This window comes from Amycolatopsis sp. NBC_01286, from assembly GCF_035982555.1.
Taxonomy (GTDB): Bacteria; Actinomycetota; Actinomycetes; order Mycobacteriales; family Pseudonocardiaceae; genus Amycolatopsis.
Window position 1 is genome coordinate 10,441,117 of sequence record NZ_CP108428.1, and the last position, 15,279, is coordinate 10,456,395.

Annotated in this window: 13 protein-coding genes; 6 read left to right on the plus strand and 7 right to left on the minus strand. The window is 73.7% G+C overall.

Features of this window, described 5'->3' with window-relative positions; genetic code table 11:
- Positions 1 to 25: 25 nt before the first annotated feature.
- Together OG570_RS47085 and OG570_RS47090 are read right to left on the minus strand one after the other, a co-directional pair.
- The gene (locus OG570_RS47085) at positions 26 to 220 is read right to left on the minus strand and encodes a DUF3046 domain-containing protein (protein WP_247062976.1); all 195 of its coding nucleotides are present in this window, start codon (positions 218 to 220) and stop codon (positions 26 to 28) included.
- A 73-nt stretch (positions 221 to 293) separates the two neighbouring features.
- A complete protein-coding gene (locus OG570_RS47090) occupies positions 294 to 2,150 on the minus strand; it encodes an Hsp70 family protein (RefSeq protein ID WP_326954998.1) in 1,857 nt (618 codons plus the stop codon).
- 239 nt (positions 2,151 to 2,389) lie between these two features.
- Here OG570_RS47090 and pdxA point away from each other — a divergent pair, with 239 nt between their 5' ends.
- From pdxA to def, 4 genes are all read left to right on the plus strand, one after another.
- Positions 2,390 to 3,415 carry a 4-hydroxythreonine-4-phosphate dehydrogenase PdxA gene (gene pdxA / locus OG570_RS47095; protein WP_326947441.1) on the plus strand — a complete coding sequence of 342 codons (1,026 nt, stop codon included), beginning with the start codon at positions 2,390 to 2,392 and terminating at the stop codon, positions 3,413 to 3,415.
- Positions 3,412 to 4,230, plus strand: a complete 819-nt coding sequence (locus OG570_RS47100; RefSeq protein WP_326954999.1) for a DeoR/GlpR family DNA-binding transcription regulator — start codon at positions 3,412 to 3,414, stop codon at positions 4,228 to 4,230. The genes pdxA and OG570_RS47100 overlap by 4 nt, the downstream gene beginning before the upstream one ends.
- The gene (locus tag OG570_RS47105) at positions 4,211 to 8,869 is read left to right on the plus strand and encodes a DEAD/DEAH box helicase (RefSeq protein WP_326955000.1); all 4,659 of its coding nucleotides are present in this window, start codon (positions 4,211 to 4,213) and stop codon (positions 8,867 to 8,869) included. Before OG570_RS47100 ends, OG570_RS47105 begins: the two co-directional genes overlap by 20 nt.
- A gap of 101 nt (positions 8,870 to 8,970) precedes the next feature.
- On the plus strand, positions 8,971 to 9,471 hold the full coding sequence (def, locus tag OG570_RS47110; RefSeq protein WP_326955001.1) for a peptide deformylase: 501 nt from the start codon (positions 8,971 to 8,973) through the stop codon (positions 9,469 to 9,471).
- 6 nt (positions 9,472 to 9,477) lie between these two features.
- Here def and OG570_RS47115 read toward each other — a convergent pair whose 3' ends face one another.
- The 5 genes from OG570_RS47115 to OG570_RS47135 form a co-directional block, all read right to left on the minus strand.
- A complete protein-coding gene (locus tag OG570_RS47115; protein ID WP_371827640.1) occupies positions 9,478 to 10,557 on the minus strand; it encodes a GNAT family N-acetyltransferase in 1,080 nt (359 codons plus the stop codon).
- A gap of 538 nt (positions 10,558 to 11,095) precedes the next feature.
- Positions 11,096 to 11,908, minus strand: coding sequence for an alpha/beta fold hydrolase (locus tag OG570_RS47120; RefSeq protein WP_326955002.1), 813 nt, complete (start codon positions 11,906 to 11,908; stop codon positions 11,096 to 11,098).
- Between the two features lie 15 nt (positions 11,909 to 11,923).
- Positions 11,924 to 12,655 carry a VOC family protein gene (locus tag OG570_RS47125; RefSeq protein WP_326955003.1) on the minus strand — a complete coding sequence of 244 codons (732 nt, stop codon included), beginning with the start codon at positions 12,653 to 12,655 and terminating at the stop codon, positions 11,924 to 11,926.
- Between the two features lie 58 nt (positions 12,656 to 12,713).
- Positions 12,714 to 13,481 (minus strand): maleylpyruvate isomerase family mycothiol-dependent enzyme, encoded by a 768-nt coding sequence (locus tag OG570_RS47130; RefSeq protein ID WP_326955004.1) that lies wholly within the window; start codon positions 13,479 to 13,481, stop codon positions 12,714 to 12,716.
- Positions 13,471 to 13,935 (minus strand): SAV_6107 family HEPN domain-containing protein, encoded by a 465-nt coding sequence (locus OG570_RS47135; protein WP_326955005.1) that lies wholly within the window; start codon positions 13,933 to 13,935, stop codon positions 13,471 to 13,473. Before OG570_RS47135 ends, OG570_RS47130 begins: the two co-directional genes overlap by 11 nt.
- Positions 13,936 to 14,157: 222 nt before the next feature.
- On the opposite strand from OG570_RS47135, the gene OG570_RS47140 reads away from it, so the two are divergent.
- Both OG570_RS47140 and OG570_RS47145 read left to right on the plus strand, forming a co-directional pair.
- Complete coding sequence (locus OG570_RS47140; protein WP_326955006.1) at positions 14,158 to 14,679, plus strand: YbaK/EbsC family protein; 522 nt, start codon at positions 14,158 to 14,160, stop codon at positions 14,677 to 14,679.
- Between the two features lie 5 nt (positions 14,680 to 14,684).
- Positions 14,685 to 15,266, plus strand: coding sequence for a GNAT family N-acetyltransferase (locus OG570_RS47145; RefSeq protein WP_442788360.1), 582 nt, complete (start codon positions 14,685 to 14,687; stop codon positions 15,264 to 15,266).
- Positions 15,267 to 15,279 lie beyond the last annotated feature (13 nt).

Here is a 15,279-nt window from a genome sequence, read left to right on the forward strand (position 1 = left end):
TAAGGGCTGGTCGGATCCCCGCAGGTCAGCGCCGTTCCGCCGGGACGTCGAAGGCGTCGCAGACCTCTCGCCAGATCTCTTTCGCCGGGATTCCCGCGGTCAGCGCCTGGTCGACGGTGCGGCCGCCGAGCGCGCTGAGCACGTGATCCCGTGCCAGCACCTGGGCCCGCCCGGGACCGAACTCGTCGGCCATCAGCCGCCGGAAAACCGTGATGCGCATCGGAGCCATGCTATCCGGGCGGTCGTGCCGGGCACGAACGGCCCGTTCGCGCCCTTCCCGGGTCAGCTCCGGGTCAGCTCCCCGGCTGGACGCTCGCCTCGAAGTAGTCGGCCAGCGTGCCCGGCGTGGTCGCCGCGGCCTGGTCGCTCGAGTTCAGCTGGTAGATGAAGCCGGTCAGCGGCCGGTCCGACACGGTGAACACGAGCACCGCCGACGTCTTGCCCGCGGCGGACGCGTAGTGGCCCTTGAGCCCGTTGCCGCCCCAGTCGGCCTCGGTGCGGTCGCCGCCGGCCGAGGTGAGCAGGCCGTCGGTGTACTGCTTCAGCGTGTCGGCGCTGTCGCCGTGGACGTAGGTCACCTGGGTGCCCGCCCGGCCCGGCGCGGAGCAGGTCGACGACGCACCGAGGTTCTCCGCCGGCGCCGCCGGGCCGTTGCCCATGCCCGGCTTGCAGTCGCCGGTGTCGGCGATCTTCCCGGCGAGCTGGCGCAGGCAGCCGGTGAAGCCCTTGTCGTCGGCCTGGCCCGGCGTCTTGCACTGGTCCGCGGTGTAGGTCGTCGCCGCGGACGACGACGTGAGGAAGAACGTCAGCCCCGCCGCGAGCACCACGACCACCGCGACCGCGATCCCGATGACCAGCTTCTTCCGGCCACCGGGCTTCGGCTCGGCCTGCTCGGCCGCGGGCGAGTACGCCGGGAAGTTCGACGGCGCGGGGGCCTGCACCCGCTGCGGCCCGCTGGGCGGGAAGTTCGAAGGCGCGTAACCCGGGTACTGCGGCGGAGGCGGCGGCGCGTACTGCGGGCGGTGCGGCGCGGTGCCGGCGGCCACGGCCCCCTCGACGTTCTGCGTCCGCGCGCCGAGCCCGTCGCGGGCGACGTGCTGGGCGCCGAGCGCGACGGCGGTCTCCGGCTGGTCGAGGCTGCCCGGCACGACGCCGAGCTTCTCCGCGATCATGGCGCCGACCAGCGGCAGCCGGCTCGACCCGCCGACGAGGTAGATCCCCGCGAGCCGGTCCGGCGTCAGCCCGGACGAGCGCAGCGTCCGCGCCAGCAGCTCCACGCTGCGCAGCATCGCCGGGCGGACCAGGCCTTCCAGCTCACCGCGCGTGACCAGGACGTCCTTGAACGGCTCCGGCATCGGCACCTCGGTCTGCGGGTGCCGAGAAAGGGCCTCCTTGGCCGCCTTCACGTCCTCCTGCAGCGCGCGCCGGGTCCGGCGGTCGGCGGTCGACTCGGGCCGCAGCAGCCGCTGCCAGCGCTGCGGGTCGGAGTGCGAGACCTCGCGCCCGACGTGCACCATCAGCGCCTGGTCGACGTCGAGGCCGCCGAGGTCGGGCAGGCCGTCCTCGGCGAGCACGGTGAACCCGGTCTGCGTGGCGCCGACGACGGCGACGTCGAAGGTGCCCGCGCCGAGGTCGTAGACGGCCAGCGCCTGCCCGGGCGCGAGGGCCTTGCCGGGGAACGACGCGAAGTGCGCCGCCGCGGCGACCGGCTCGGGCACCAGCAGGATGTTCCCGCCGATCCCGGCGAGCCGGGCGGCGGACATCAGGACGTTGCGGCGGGTCGGCCCCCACTGCGCGGGGTGGGTCAGCCGGACCTCGTCGGGCTGTTCGCCGCCGAGCTGGCGCGACGTCTCTTCGAGGACGCGGCGGAGGATGGCGGCGAGCGCCTCGTTCACCGGCACGACGTCGGTGCCCAGCAACAGGGTCTGCTCGTCGATGCGGCGCTTGGGGTTCGGCTCGAAGCGGGTCGGGTCGAGGCGGGCGCGGCGTTCGGCGTCGCGGCCGACCATGATCGTGCCCTCTTCGGTGGCGAACACGGCCGACGGCATGTTGGCCGAACCGTCCACTTCGACGACCCTCGGCGGCATGCCGTGCGCCGACAGCACGGCGACGGTGTTGGACGTCCCGAGGTCCACCGACAGGATCCGCACAGCACTCCCCTTCGCGAAAACACGCCTTGACGACGCTGGCCGTGATGCTGCCACGTGCGCGGTCACCGTGCGTGCGGACCCGCGAAAGTCACTGCCGCTCGGCCGAGCTGCGCACTTCGCGCAACCCAGTTGCACACTCCGCGCAAGTCGGCGTACTCTCTACTCCATGACACGCGGCGTGAGTCGCACCCGTTCGACGGACGACCCCGTACCGCAGTGCCGACCAGAAGGAAGCGCCCGTGAACGACCTCCCGATCCTCGCCGTCACCCTCGGCGACCCCGTGGGCATCGGCCCGGAGATCACCCTGAAGACCCTCGCCGAGCCCGAGTCCCTGCAGATGGCGCGCGGGGTCGCGGTCGGTGACGCGATCGTGCTGGAACGCCTGGTCCGGCACCTGGGCCTGCACCTGGAGATCAACCCGATCGCCACGGTCGCCGACGCGCGCTTCACCACCGGCGTGATCGACATCCTCAACCTCGGCGTGGTCCGCGAGGACCTGCCGTGGGGCGAGGTGAACGCGACCGCGGGCGCGGCGGCGGTCGGCGCGATCGAGGTGGCCACCCGGCTCGCGCTGGCCGGCGAGGTCGACGCGGTCGTGACCGCGCCGATCAACAAGGAGGCGATCTGGGCGGCGGGCTCGCAGCACCTCGGGCACACCGAGATGCTCGGCGAGCTGACCGGCTCGACCCGGTTCAACACGATGTTCTGGGTGTCCGGACTGAAGATCTTCTTCGCCACCAGGCACCTTTCGCTGCGCGAGGCGATCGACCGGATCACCCGGGAGAACATCGAGTACGCGATCCGCGAGGCGTACACCGCGCTGGAGGTGTTCGGCACGGAGAAACCGCGGCTCGCCGTGGCGGCGCTGAACCCGCACGGCGGCGAGGGCGGCAAGTTCGGTGACGAGGAGATCGTCGCCATCGCGCCCGCGGTGGCCGCCGCGCGCGCCGCGGGCCTCGACGTGGTCGGCCCGCTCCCCGCGGACTCCGTGTTCCACCAAGGGATCCAGGGCCACTTCGACGGCGTGCTCTCGCTGTACCACGACCAAGGGCACATCGCGTCGAAGACCTACGACTTCGACGGCACGGTGTCGGTCACCGTCGGGCTGCCGATCCTGCGCACGTCGGTGGACCACGGCACGGCGTTCGACATCGCCGGCACCGGCCGGGCCTCGCACGGCACGATGGTCGCGGCGTTCAAGGCGGCGGCGGCACTGGCGCCGTACGCGCGGAAGCTGCCCTCGATCTACCCGCCCGGCCGATGACGTCCCAGCCACGACCGGGCACCCGTGACCGGCGCGCGATGCTGCTGGAAGCCGTCCGCGACGGCTCGGGCGGCATCACGCAGCTGGCCGAGGAGTTCGGCGTCTCCGAGTCGACGATCCGCCGTGACCTCGCTTCGCTCGCCGGGGCCGGGCACGTCGTACGCACCTACGGCGGCGCGCTCGACACCGGGCCCGGGGACCGCGGTCCCCGGGATAAGGACCAGGAGCACGCGGTGGCGAGGGACTCCATCGCCCGCGAAGCCGCTGCCTTGGTGCGGGACGGCGAAATCGTGCTGCTCGACGCCGGGACGATCACCGGGCGGCTCGCCCGTTACCTCGCCCACCGCGAAGGGCTGACGGTGGTCACCAACAGCGTCACCGCGATCCGCGAGCTGGCCGGCTTCCCCGGGATCGACCTGATCGTGCTCGGCGGGCGGCTGCGGCACCCCGGCGAGGCGATCCTCGGCGAGAGCGTCCTCGCGCAACTGCGGCACGTCTCACCCGACCGGGTGTTCCTCGGCACCGACGGCCTGGTGTCCGGACGGGGTCTGTGCTGCCCGTCACTCGAGCAGTCGGTGGTCCGGCACGCGATGCTGCACGCGGGCGCCGAGGCGTACGTGCTGGCCGACCATTCCCAGCTGGGCCAGGCACCTTTCCCCTACTGGACCCCACTGGACCGGGAGTTCCGCCTGGTCACCGACCGCACGAAGGTCGACATCCAGTACTCGCCGTTCGCCGAGAGCGGAGGCGTCCTGCTCGCCGGTGGAACCGAAACTGTCGGAGGGGGCGCGCATCATGGACCACGTGGCAGCTGACGTGCTCGACCTCTTCTCCCCCGCGACCCGGGACTGGTTCGCGGGTGCCTTCGCCGCGCCCACCGCGGCACAGGAAGGGGCCTGGCGGGCCGCGCACGCGGGCGAACACGCCCTCGTCGTCGCACCGACCGGGTCCGGCAAGACCCTGTCCGCGTTCCTCTGGGCGCTGGACCGGCTCTCGGTGGAACCACCGCCGGCCGAAGCCACGAAACGCTGCCGGATCCTCTACGTCTCGCCGTTGAAGGCCCTGGCGGTCGACGTCCAGCGGAACCTGCGGGCCCCGCTCGCCGGGATCTCGCAGGCGACCCGGCGGCTCGGGCTGCCGGTGCCCGACATCACGGTCGGCATGCGCACCGGCGACACCACCGCGGCCGAACGCCGCTCGTTCGGCAAGACCCCGCCGGACGTGCTGGTGACCACCCCCGAGTCGCTGTTCCTGATCCTGACCTCGTCGGCGCGGGAGTCCCTGCGGGGCGTCGAGACGGTGATCGTCGACGAGGTGCACGCGGTCGCCGGCGGCAAGCGCGGCGCGCACCTGGCCCTGTCGCTGGAGCGGCTGGACTCGCTGCTGGCGAAGCCCGCGCAGCGGATCGGCCTGTCGGCGACGGTCCGCCCGGTCGACGAGGTGAGCGCGTTCCTGGCCGGCGGCCGTCCGGTGCGGGTGGTGCAGCCGAAGCTGGCGAAGACCATCGAGGTGCGGGTCGAGGTCCCCGTCGACGACATGAGCAACCTCGACGCGCCGCGCGGTCCGGCGCCGAGCCCGTTCGACGAGCTGGAGTCGATGACCACAGCGTTCCCGCCGGGTGAGGTCGCGCCCGGCGGGCTGGGCACGCTGGAGGAGATCTCCGGCAACCCGGTGCAGCGGCCGTCGATCTGGCCCGCGGTCGAGGAACGGGTGCTGAGCCTGATCCAGTCCCACCGCTCGACCATCGTGTTCGCCAACTCCCGGCGGCTCACCGAGCGGATGACCGCGCGGCTCAACGAGCTCGCCGCCGAACAGACCGAGCTCACCGCCGGCGACACCTTCCCGGCGGAGGCCGTCGGGCAGTCGGGCGTGAGCACCGGCGCGCCGGCGGTGATCGCGCGGGCGCACCACGGGTCGATGTCGCGGGAGCAGCGCACGCACGTCGAAGAGGCGCTCAAGTCCGGGCAGCTGCCGTGCGTGGTGGCGACGTCGTCGCTGGAGCTGGGCATCGACATGGGCGCGGTCGACCTGGTGGTGCAGATCGAGGCGCCGCCGACGGTGGCGTCCGGGCTGCAGCGCGTCGGCCGCGCCGGGCACCAGGTCGGCGCGGTGTCCTCCGGGGTGATGTTCCCGAAGTTCCGCGGGGACCTCGTGTCCTGCGCGGTCGTCGCGGAACGGATGGCGAGCGGGGCGATCGAAGCGGTCCGGTACCCGCGCAACCCGCTCGACGTCCTGGCGCAGCACGTCGTGGCCATGGTGGCGCTCGAGCCGTGGTCGGTCACGGACCTCGCGACACTGGTGCGGCGGGCGGCGCCGTTCGCCGCGCTGCCGGACGACGCGCTGCACGCGGTGCTCGACATGCTCGCCGGCCGGTACCCGAGCGAGGAGTTCGGCGAACTGCGGGCGCGGATCACCTGGGACCGCATCGCCGGCGAACTGCGCGGGCGGCCGGGCTCGCAGCGGCTGGCCGTCACTTCGGGTGGCACCATCCCGGACCGCGGGCTGTTCACCGTCATGACCCCGGGCGGCGACGACAAACCGGGCTCGCGGGTCGGCGAGTTCGACGAAGAGATGGTGTACGAGTCGCGCGTCGGCGACACCATCCTGCTGGGCACGTCGTCGTGGCGGATCACCGACATCACGCACGACCGCGTCATCGTGGTGCCCGCGCCGGGCGAGCCGGCGCGGATGCCGTTCTGGAAGGGCGACGCACCAGGGCGTCCGCTGGAACTGGGCCGGGCGCTGGGGAAGTTCGTCCGCGAACTGTCCACATCGGACGACGAGAAGGCGCGGGAGCGGGCCACCGCGGCGGGCCTGGACCAGCGGGCGTGCGACAACCTGCTCGCCTACCTGGCCGAGCAGAAGGCCGCGACCCGGCACGTCCCGAACGACCGCACGATCCTGCTGGAGCGCTACCGCGACGAGCTGGGCGACTGGCGGATCGTCGTGCACTCGCCGTTCGGCGCGCAGGTCAACGCGCCGTGGGCGCTGGCGATCGCCGCGCGGCTGCGGGAGAACCGCGGGGTCGACGCGCAGATCGCGCACTCCGACGACGGCATCGTGCTGCGCCTGCCCGACGCGCTGGACGCCGAGGGCGCGGACGTCACGATCGGCGCGGACGACATCCTGCTCGACCCCGAAGAGGTCGAGCAGCTGATCGTCGCCGAGGTGGGCGGCTCGGCGGTGTTCGCGGCCCGGTTCCGGGAGTGCGCGGCGCGATCTTTGCTGCTGCCACGCCGGGACCCGCGGCGCCGGACCCCGTTGTGGCAGCAGCGGCAGCGGGCGTCGCAACTGCTGTCAGTCGCGGCGAAGTACGAACGCTTCCCGGTCGTGCTCGAGGCGATGCGCGAGGTCCTGCAGGACGTCTACGACGTGGGCGGGCTGCGCGAGCTGATGGCCGACGTCCGGGCCCGCAAGGTCCGGCTGGTGGAGGTCGAGACGCCGGCCGCGTCACCGTTCGCGCGCAGCCTGCTCTTCGGCTACATCGGCATGTTCCTCTACGAGACCGACGCGCCGCTGGCGGAGCGGCGCGCGGCGGCGCTGTCGCTGGATTCGGGACTGCTGGCCGAACTCCTGGGCACCGAGGCGATCCGGGAACTGCTCGATCCCGAAGCCGTCTCCGAGGTCACGCGGTCGTTGCAGCGCCTCGACCCCGACCGGCACGCGCGTTCGGCCGAGGACGCCGCCGACCTGCTGCGGTTCATCGGCGACCTGACCGTCGCGGAGGCCGGGGAGCGCGGGATCCAGCCGGAGTGGCTCACCGAGCTGGAAGGGGCGCGGCGCGCGCTCCGGGTGCGGATCGGTGGCGAGGAACGGTTCATCGCGATCGAGGACGCGGGCCGGGTGCGGGACGCGCTGGGCACCGCGCTGCCGGTCGGCGTGCCCGAGGCGTTCACCGAACCGGTGGCGGACCCGCTCGGGGACCTGCTGTCGCGCTACGCCCGCAGCCGGGGTCCGTTCGCCGCGGCGGCCGTGGCCGCGCGGTTCGGGCTCGGCACGGCCGTCGTCACCGGCGTCCTCGACCGGCTGACCGGGGAAGGCCGCCTGGTCCGGGGCGAGCTGAGTCCTGTCGGGCACCCGGACACCCACGGTGCCGGGGTCGAGTACTGCGATTCGGCGGTGCTGCGCCGGCTGCGGCGCGCGTCGCTGGCGAAGCTGCGGGCCGAGGTGGAGCCGGTCGAACCGGCGGCGCTGGGGCGGTTCCTGCCGTCGTGGCACGGGTTCGGTGGTCGCGTCCGGGCGGCGCCGACGGCGGACGACGTGCTCTCGGTGGTCGAGCAGCTCGCCGGGGCGCCGTTGCCGGCGAGCGCGGTGGAATCGCTGATCCTGCCGGGGCGGCTGCCGGGCTACTCCCCCGCGTTGCTGGACGAGCTGACGACCGCGGGCGAAGTCACCTGGGCGGGCTGCGGCGCGCTGTCGGGCGGCGACGGCTGGATCGCCCTCGCGCCCACCGACGTCGCCGACCTGCTGCTGCCCGAGGTCGTCGAAGACATCCCGACCGGCCCGCTGCACGACGCCATCGTGTCCACTTTGGAGGGTGGCGCGCTGTTCTTCCGGCAGCTGGTGGACCGCGCGACCGTGCTGGTGGACAAGGCGCCGAGCGACGCCGAAACCGTGGCCGCGCTGTGGGATCTGGTGTGGGCCGGGCTGGTCACCGGCGACACGCTGGGGCCGTTGCGCGCCCAGGTCGCCGGGCACGGCGCGCACAAACCCCGCCGGCAGGCCCCGCGCGGACGGTACGCGCGGCTGCGGGCGGGCCGGCCGCAGATGCCGTCGCGCTCCGGGCCACCGACCGTCGCCGGCCGGTGGGCACTGACCCCCGCTCGCGAGACCGACGCCACCCGGCGGGCCCACGCGCGCACCGAGGCGTTCCTGGAGCGCCACGGCGTCCTGACCCGCGGCGCGCTCGACACCGAACGCGTCACCGGCGGGTTTTCCGGGATCTACAAGGTGTTGCGCGGCATGGAGGACACCGGCCAGGTGATCCGCGGGTACGTCGTGGAAGGCCTCGGCGCGGCCCAGTTCGCGGCGAAGGGCGCGGTGGACCGGCTGCGCGCGCTGTCCGGCCCGGGCCGTCCCGCTCCCGGGCGCGCGGTGGTCCTGGCGGCGGCGGACCCGGCCCAGCCGTACGGTGCGGCGCTGCCCTGGCCCGCCGCGACCGGCGACACGAAGCATCGTCCGGCGCGCAAGGCGGGTGCGCTGGCCGTGCTGGTCGACGGAGTGCCGGCGCTGTACGTCGAGCGAGGCGGCCGATCACTGCTGAGCTTCACGGAGGAACGGCAACCGCTCACGGACGCGGCCCAGGCGTTGTCGGCGGCGGTCCGCGAAGGTTGGCTGGGCCAGTTGTCGGTCCAGCGCGCGGACGGCGAGCAAGCCCTGACCTCCGAACTCGCGCAAGTGCTGACGGAGGCGGGTTTCCGCGCGACACCCTCGGGGCTCCGGCTCCGCGCCTGATCCCCCGGCCAGCCGCGCCGGGTTCGTGGTGATTCCCCGGCGGGGCGATTCACCGCTGGCCTAAGCTGCCAGTCCGACACCGCACGAAGGATGTTCTGCTCATGGCCATGCGCGAGCTGCGCTATTTCGGGGACCCGATCCTCAAGTCCGCCTGCGATCCGGTCAAGGTTTTCGACGAGAAGCTCGAGGCGCTCGTGCGGGACCTGGTCGACTCCGTGAAACCCGACGGGCGGGCCGGGCTGGCCGCGCCGCAGATCGGCGTCGGGCTGCGGATCTTCAGCTACGACGTCGCCGGGCTCACCGGGTACGTCATCAACCCCGAGATCGTCGAGCTGTCCGAAGAGACGCACGAGATCAACGAGGGCTGCCTTTCGGTGCCGGAACTGTGGTTCCCCACCGAACGGGCGGTGCACGCCAAGGTCCGCGGCGTCGACGTGCACAACGAGCCGATCGAGGTGGAGGGCGAAGAAGTGCTGGCGCAGTGCCTGCAACACGAAACCGACCATCTCGACGGCGTGCTCTACCTCGACCGGCTCACGACCGAACGCAAGAAGACCGCTCTGCGCGAAGCGCGGGACAAGGACTGGTTCTGGAAGCGCTGACCGCGCTCAAGCCGGCAGGAACAACCTGAGCTTGGCCCCGTCCTCCGAGCCGCGCTCGGTGCGCAGTCCGGCTCGGGCGGCGGTGCGGGGCAGGACGTCGTCGCCGGCGAGGCAGTCGGCGGTCAGCTCCGTGATGCCCTGGGCCTCGGCCATGACCGCGAGCCGGGCCAGCAGGGCCGTGCCGATGCCCTGGCGCTGCCAGTCGTCCTCGACCAGCAGGGAGATCTCGGCGCCGCCCGCCGCGGACGGGATGAGCTGGGCCAGGCCGATCACCTCCCGGCCGAAGACGGCCAGCACGCTCGTGCCGCGCGGGGGCATCAGCAGGCGGTGCAGCCAGCGGCGCGGCACCGTCCGCACCCCCGTGTGGTAGCGGCGGAACAGCGTCGCCATCGAGCAGCGGCGGTGCAGTTCGGACACCGCGTCGGCGTCGCCGGGGAGGCCCTTGCGCAGGACGATCGCCGCGCCGTCCGGGCGGTCGAGGACCACCGGGCCCGCGACGTTCCGGGCCGCCGCGGTGAGCAGCGTGACGAGCGACTCGGCGCGGGTGAGCTCGAGCTGCACGAACGGCGCCCACTGGCGGCGCGCGACCAGCGCGGTGTCGGCGCCGAGCGCGAACACCGCGCGGTGCCCGCTCTCGGTGCGGGCCGGGTTGGTCTCGGTCGCGGGGACGAGCGTCACGACGTCGGCGGCCAGGACCTCCTTCAGCACCTCGGCGAGGCGGGCCGGATCGTCGATCGCGCGCCGGGCCGCGGCCAGCGTCGAGGACGCCGAGTCGACCAGCTCGTGGACGTCGGCGTCGATGATCGCGGTGCACTCGCAGCCCTCGTCGCGGATGGCGTCGACCAGGAGCCGCCGGGGCAGGCCGATCGCGGGACGCAGCACGATCTCGTCCAGCACGCCACCCGGGACCGGCAGCACGGTCAGGCCGAGGATGTTGCACTCGAGGTCAGCGAGCCGGATGGCGATGCGGGCCAGGGTGCCCGGGTGGTCGTGCATCCGGACGCGCACCCGCCACGCGGACGGCACGGCCGGCTCCTCGACGGCGGCCGGCTGACCGTGCTGGGGCAACGCTCGAGAGGTCTCCATGCCCACCACGGTCCCCCGCGGTTGTTGCCTCACCGGGACGCGAGTGTTTCGCGCAGGTCAGCGTTCGACGCGACCCGGCAACTCCGGCGAAACACACAAGCCCCACACCCCGCCGGCGCAACCACCGACACGACGCCGGACCCAGGCCAGGCACGGCTACGGCCCGGCCCGCCGACCTGGGGAGAAACCCGGTCCCGGAGGTACGCACCGACCCACGGCGGCTCACTTCCGGCTGGGCAACGGTCAGCCCGCCGCGCGCCGACCGGGGAACGGGCACGGCCGGCGGCAGCTCCGCCGCCAACTCGGGAACAGGCACGGCCCGACCGCTGGGCCGCCGGCTGAGCACAAGCCAGTCCGGCGGCAGGTCCGCCGCCAACCTAAGGACGGGCACGGCCTACCGACCGCTGGGTCGCCGGCTGAGGACAAGCCAGTCCAGCGACAGGCCGACCGCCGATCCGAGCACTGGCTCAGCTCGCACCACGAACCAGCCTGCTCGGCCGTCGGCGCGGGAGCCGGCCGCGGCCAGGCGAGACAGGGCTCAGGCCGTCACCTGTGTCAACCAGGTTCGCAGCTCGGTGGCCACCCTGACCGGGGCGTCCAGCTGGATGAGGTGGCCCGCCCTCTCGACCGGGGTCAACGTTGCGCCCGGGATGGCCGCCGCGAGGCGCTCGCCCAGGGAAATCGGGATCCACGTGTCCTCCGTGCCCCACAGCACCCGCACCGGGAGGTTCAGCCGGTCCAGTCGCTGCTCGTTCTCGGCCAGGTAGCTCTCGTCGTACGCGGCGATCTGGCGGTAGAGCGCCGGCTGGCCCTCGTCGCCCAGCCATGGGGCTACCAGCTCAGCCAGGTCCGACTCTCGCAGCTGGTGGAACGCCGCGTTGCCGATGTACGCCCTGACCAGCGCCTCGTGAATGTACGGCGGCACCTGGGCCAGCACGTCCGGGTGCTGCTTGACCAGCTGGAAGAACGGCGAACCCGACGGCGGGATAGCCACCGCGTCGGCCAGCAGCAGCGACGCGTACGGGACGTCGTGGAACAGGTGGGCGCGCAGCGACACCGCGCCGCCGTAGTCGTGGGCCACGACGTGCGGGCGCTCCAGGCCCCAGTGGGTGAGCAGGGCGGTGAACGCCTCCGTCTGGACGCCGAAGTCGACGGCGTGGGACGGGTCCTTCGACGACCGGCCGTAGCCCGGCATGTCCCAGAGGTACACCGTGAAGTCGCCGCTCAGGGCTTCGGCGAAGGGCCGCCACAGCCAGGACGACCAGGGCGTTCCGTGGCAGAACACCACCGCGGGCCCGGAACCCGCGCGCTCCCAGGCGATCCGGCGCCCCTGCCAGTCGAAGTTCTCCATGCCTCCCAAGCTAGGTCAGCGCGGGGTCAGCACGCAGAACTCGTTGCCCTCCGGGTCGGTCAGCACGCGCCACGGCACCCGGACGCCTTCGCGGTCCGCCGGGGCCGCGCCCGCCACCAGGACCTCCGACACCGCCGCCGCGTGGTCGGCGCCCGCCGGGGGCGCGATGTCCAGGTGCACCCGGTTCTTCACGCGCTTCGCGTCCTCGTTGCGCAGGAATTCCAGCCACGGCCCGCGACCCGACGGCGCGCGCAGGCCCACGATGACCTCACCCTGGCCGGCCCGGACCTCCCAGCCCGTGATGCCCGCCCAGAAGTCCGCCAGCCGCGGCGGGGACCAGGCGTCGACCAGGATCGACGCCACCGCGCCGGTGTCCGCGTACTGCTCGCGCGGCTCCAGGACGCAGAACTCGTTGCCCTCCGGATCCGCCAGCACCACCCACGGCACCGCGCCCTGCCCGATGTCGACGCGCCGGGCGCCCAGCTCCAGGGCGCGCGCGACCAGCTCCTCCTGGTGCGCGGGCGTCCGGCTCGCCAGGTCGAGGTGGATGCGGTTCTTGACCACCTTGGCTTCCGGCACCGGGACGAACACCAGGTCCAGGTCCCAGCCGTCGGTCTCCGGGGCGCGGACGTCGACCTCGTCCGGCAGCTCCCCGGCGACGCGCCAGCCGAGCAGCGCGGCCCAGAAGTCCGCCAGGACCCTCGGCCGCGCCGCGTCGATCACCAGGTTGACCAGGCGAGTGCTCATGCGCCGCACGCTAGCCCGCACCACCGACAGTTCCGGTTCGGCTTCCCCACCGGCCGGGTCATCGGGTCGCGAGCCGCAGCAGCGCCCAGAGCTGCGCCGCCTGGTCGTGCACTCCTCGCACGGTCACCGAGGTCAGGGACGCCCGGCCCCAGAGCCACAGGTAGATCCGCTCCGGTTCGGCCGTGACGACGTCGTCCGCGGCCTCGGCCTCCTCGGCCGGGCAGTGCCAGGCCTGCGTCACCTCCGGACCGGCCCGCGCGATCCAGCTGTGGCCGCCCGCCAGCACGCCGACCGAGCCCGCTTTCGTGCCGGTGAGCCCGAGCAGCGGCAGCTTCTGCCCGAACCAGAGGAGCAACGCCTCGTCGATGCCGTCGAGCGCCAGGTCTTCGGGCACCTCACGCGGCTCCACACCCGCGGACTGTTCGACGTCGACGCGGTGCACCAGGGTCTCGTGCACCATCCGCCGCCGCCAGAAGCCGTACGTCGGGTCGGCGGGCCACCACGTGTCGGCGCGCTCCCCCGGGTCGTGCGCCGCCAGCTCGTCGAGCAGTTCGGCCAGCCCGGTCTCCAGGTAGTCCGCCAGGCCCTGGCCGGGCGCGGGGTCCCGCGGCCACTCGTCCGGGACGCGCCCTTCGGCCAGCCGGCGCCGGACCATCCGGTAGCGGCTGCCGACGTGCCGGGCCACCTCGCCGAGCGACCAGCCCGGGCACGCGGGCACCGGCGCCTCGAGCGGCGCCGCGCGCACCGCGTCGACCAGTATTCCGCCTTCGATCCCCAACGCCGTGAGCAGCCGCCCTTGGTCGATCAGGCCGTGCTCACGCGACATGGGCGTCCTCCGCGATCGGCAGGCCGTGCACGAGACGGCGGACCAGCTCCAGGAACGGCTCGGCGGCGCGCACCAAGGCCGCGGCCGACTCCGCGGTGACCCGGCCGGTGATGCCGGCCTGGGCGTCGGCGCGCATGGCCGAATTGCTCGCGAAGAAGGCAGACCACTCCCGCAGCTCGGGGGCGTCGGCGTCGAGCAGGACCCACGTGCTGGCCGGGCGCGACCGGCCCCGGTGCGGGCGGCCGTGGGCGGCGAGCACCGCGGCGGCGCCGCGCAGCGCGGCGAGGTAGGCGCCGATGAACCGCTCCGCGGGATCGGCTTCCCGCTCGGCTTCGGCGAGGCCGCGCCGCGCCTGGGCGAGCAGGCCGGCCGCCGCCGGCGAGGCGGGCGGGCGCAGCGACAGGGGCAGCTGGGGCTGCCCGGGATCCGCGGGGGACACGACCGAGACGGACATGACGACCCTCCTCCTGCGCGTTGTGAGCCCGGGCGGTGCCCGGCGCGGGACGCTTCCCCCCGCCCCGCGCCGGTCACCTGACCGGTGCGCGCTCACCAGATGTCGAACGTCTGTTCGAACGATTTCCAGAGTAACCCCGGACGTGGCGTTCGCTCAACCCCGAGGCGGAATCCCCCGGACGTGGTGCGGGACACCTCGCCGCCGGCGTGATCTCATAGGTTCATGAGTTCGCTGGACCACCCCGCCGTCGCCAAGGTGGCGGCCGCACTGTCCGAAGCCGGGCAGCACGCCGCCGCCGAAGGCATCCGCGTCCTGCCCGCCGAGGTCCGGACCGCCGCCCAGGCGGCCGAGGCACTCGGCGTGCCGGTGGGGGCCATCGCCAACAGCCTCATCTTCCGCGTGGGGTACGACAAAAACGCGCACGCGCTGCTCGCGCTGACCTCCGGCGCCCATCGCGCGGACCCGGAAACGCTCGCCGGCCTGGCCGGCGTCGAGGCCGTCGGGAAGGCCGACGCCGACTTCGTGCGGGCCCACACCGGGCAGCCGATCGGCGGCGTCGCCCCGGTCGGGCACCCGACGCGGCTGACCACGCTCGTCGACACCGCGCTGGCCGCCCACGACGTCGTCTGGGCCGCCGCCGGGCACCCGAAGACCGTCTTCCCGACGACGTTCGCCGATCTGGTCACCCTGACCGGGGGGACCACTGGCGCGCTCGCGGGCGCGGAGGAGAATAGCCAGCTGTGACCGCGATGCGCTCCCGTTACGTCCAGCTCTCCGCGGACGAGTTCCGCGCGCGCCTGCCCGAGGCGCTGGACATCTACGTCCGGGCGATGCGCTACCCGGCGGGCACCGCCGAGCAGCGGGCGCCGATGTGGCTGACCCACGCGCTGCGCGAGGGCTGGCGCTGCATGGCCGCCTTCGACGCCGACGACGTCCTGCTCGGCCTGGCCTACGGCTATCGCGGCCGGCCGGGGCAGTGGTGGCACGAGCAGGTGCGCCACGGCCTGAGCCGCCGGTCCGGGCCCGCCGAGGCCGACCGCTGGCTGATGGACTACTTCGAGCTGACCGAGATCCACGTCCGGCCGGAGAACCAGGGCCACCGGATCGGCGAGGACCTGCTGCACGGCCTGCTCGACGGCGTGCCGAGCGCGAACGTGCTGCTGTCGACGCCGGAGGGCACGAGCCGCGCGTGGAAGCTCTACCGCCGCACCGGGTTCGTCGACGTCCTGCGCGACTACCACTTCGCCGGCGACCCGCGCCCGTTCGCGATCCTGGGCCGGACGCTGCCCCTCGAGCCCCTCGAGCCCCTCGATCCCCTCGAGCCGCGCTGAGGGGCAGCGCCGG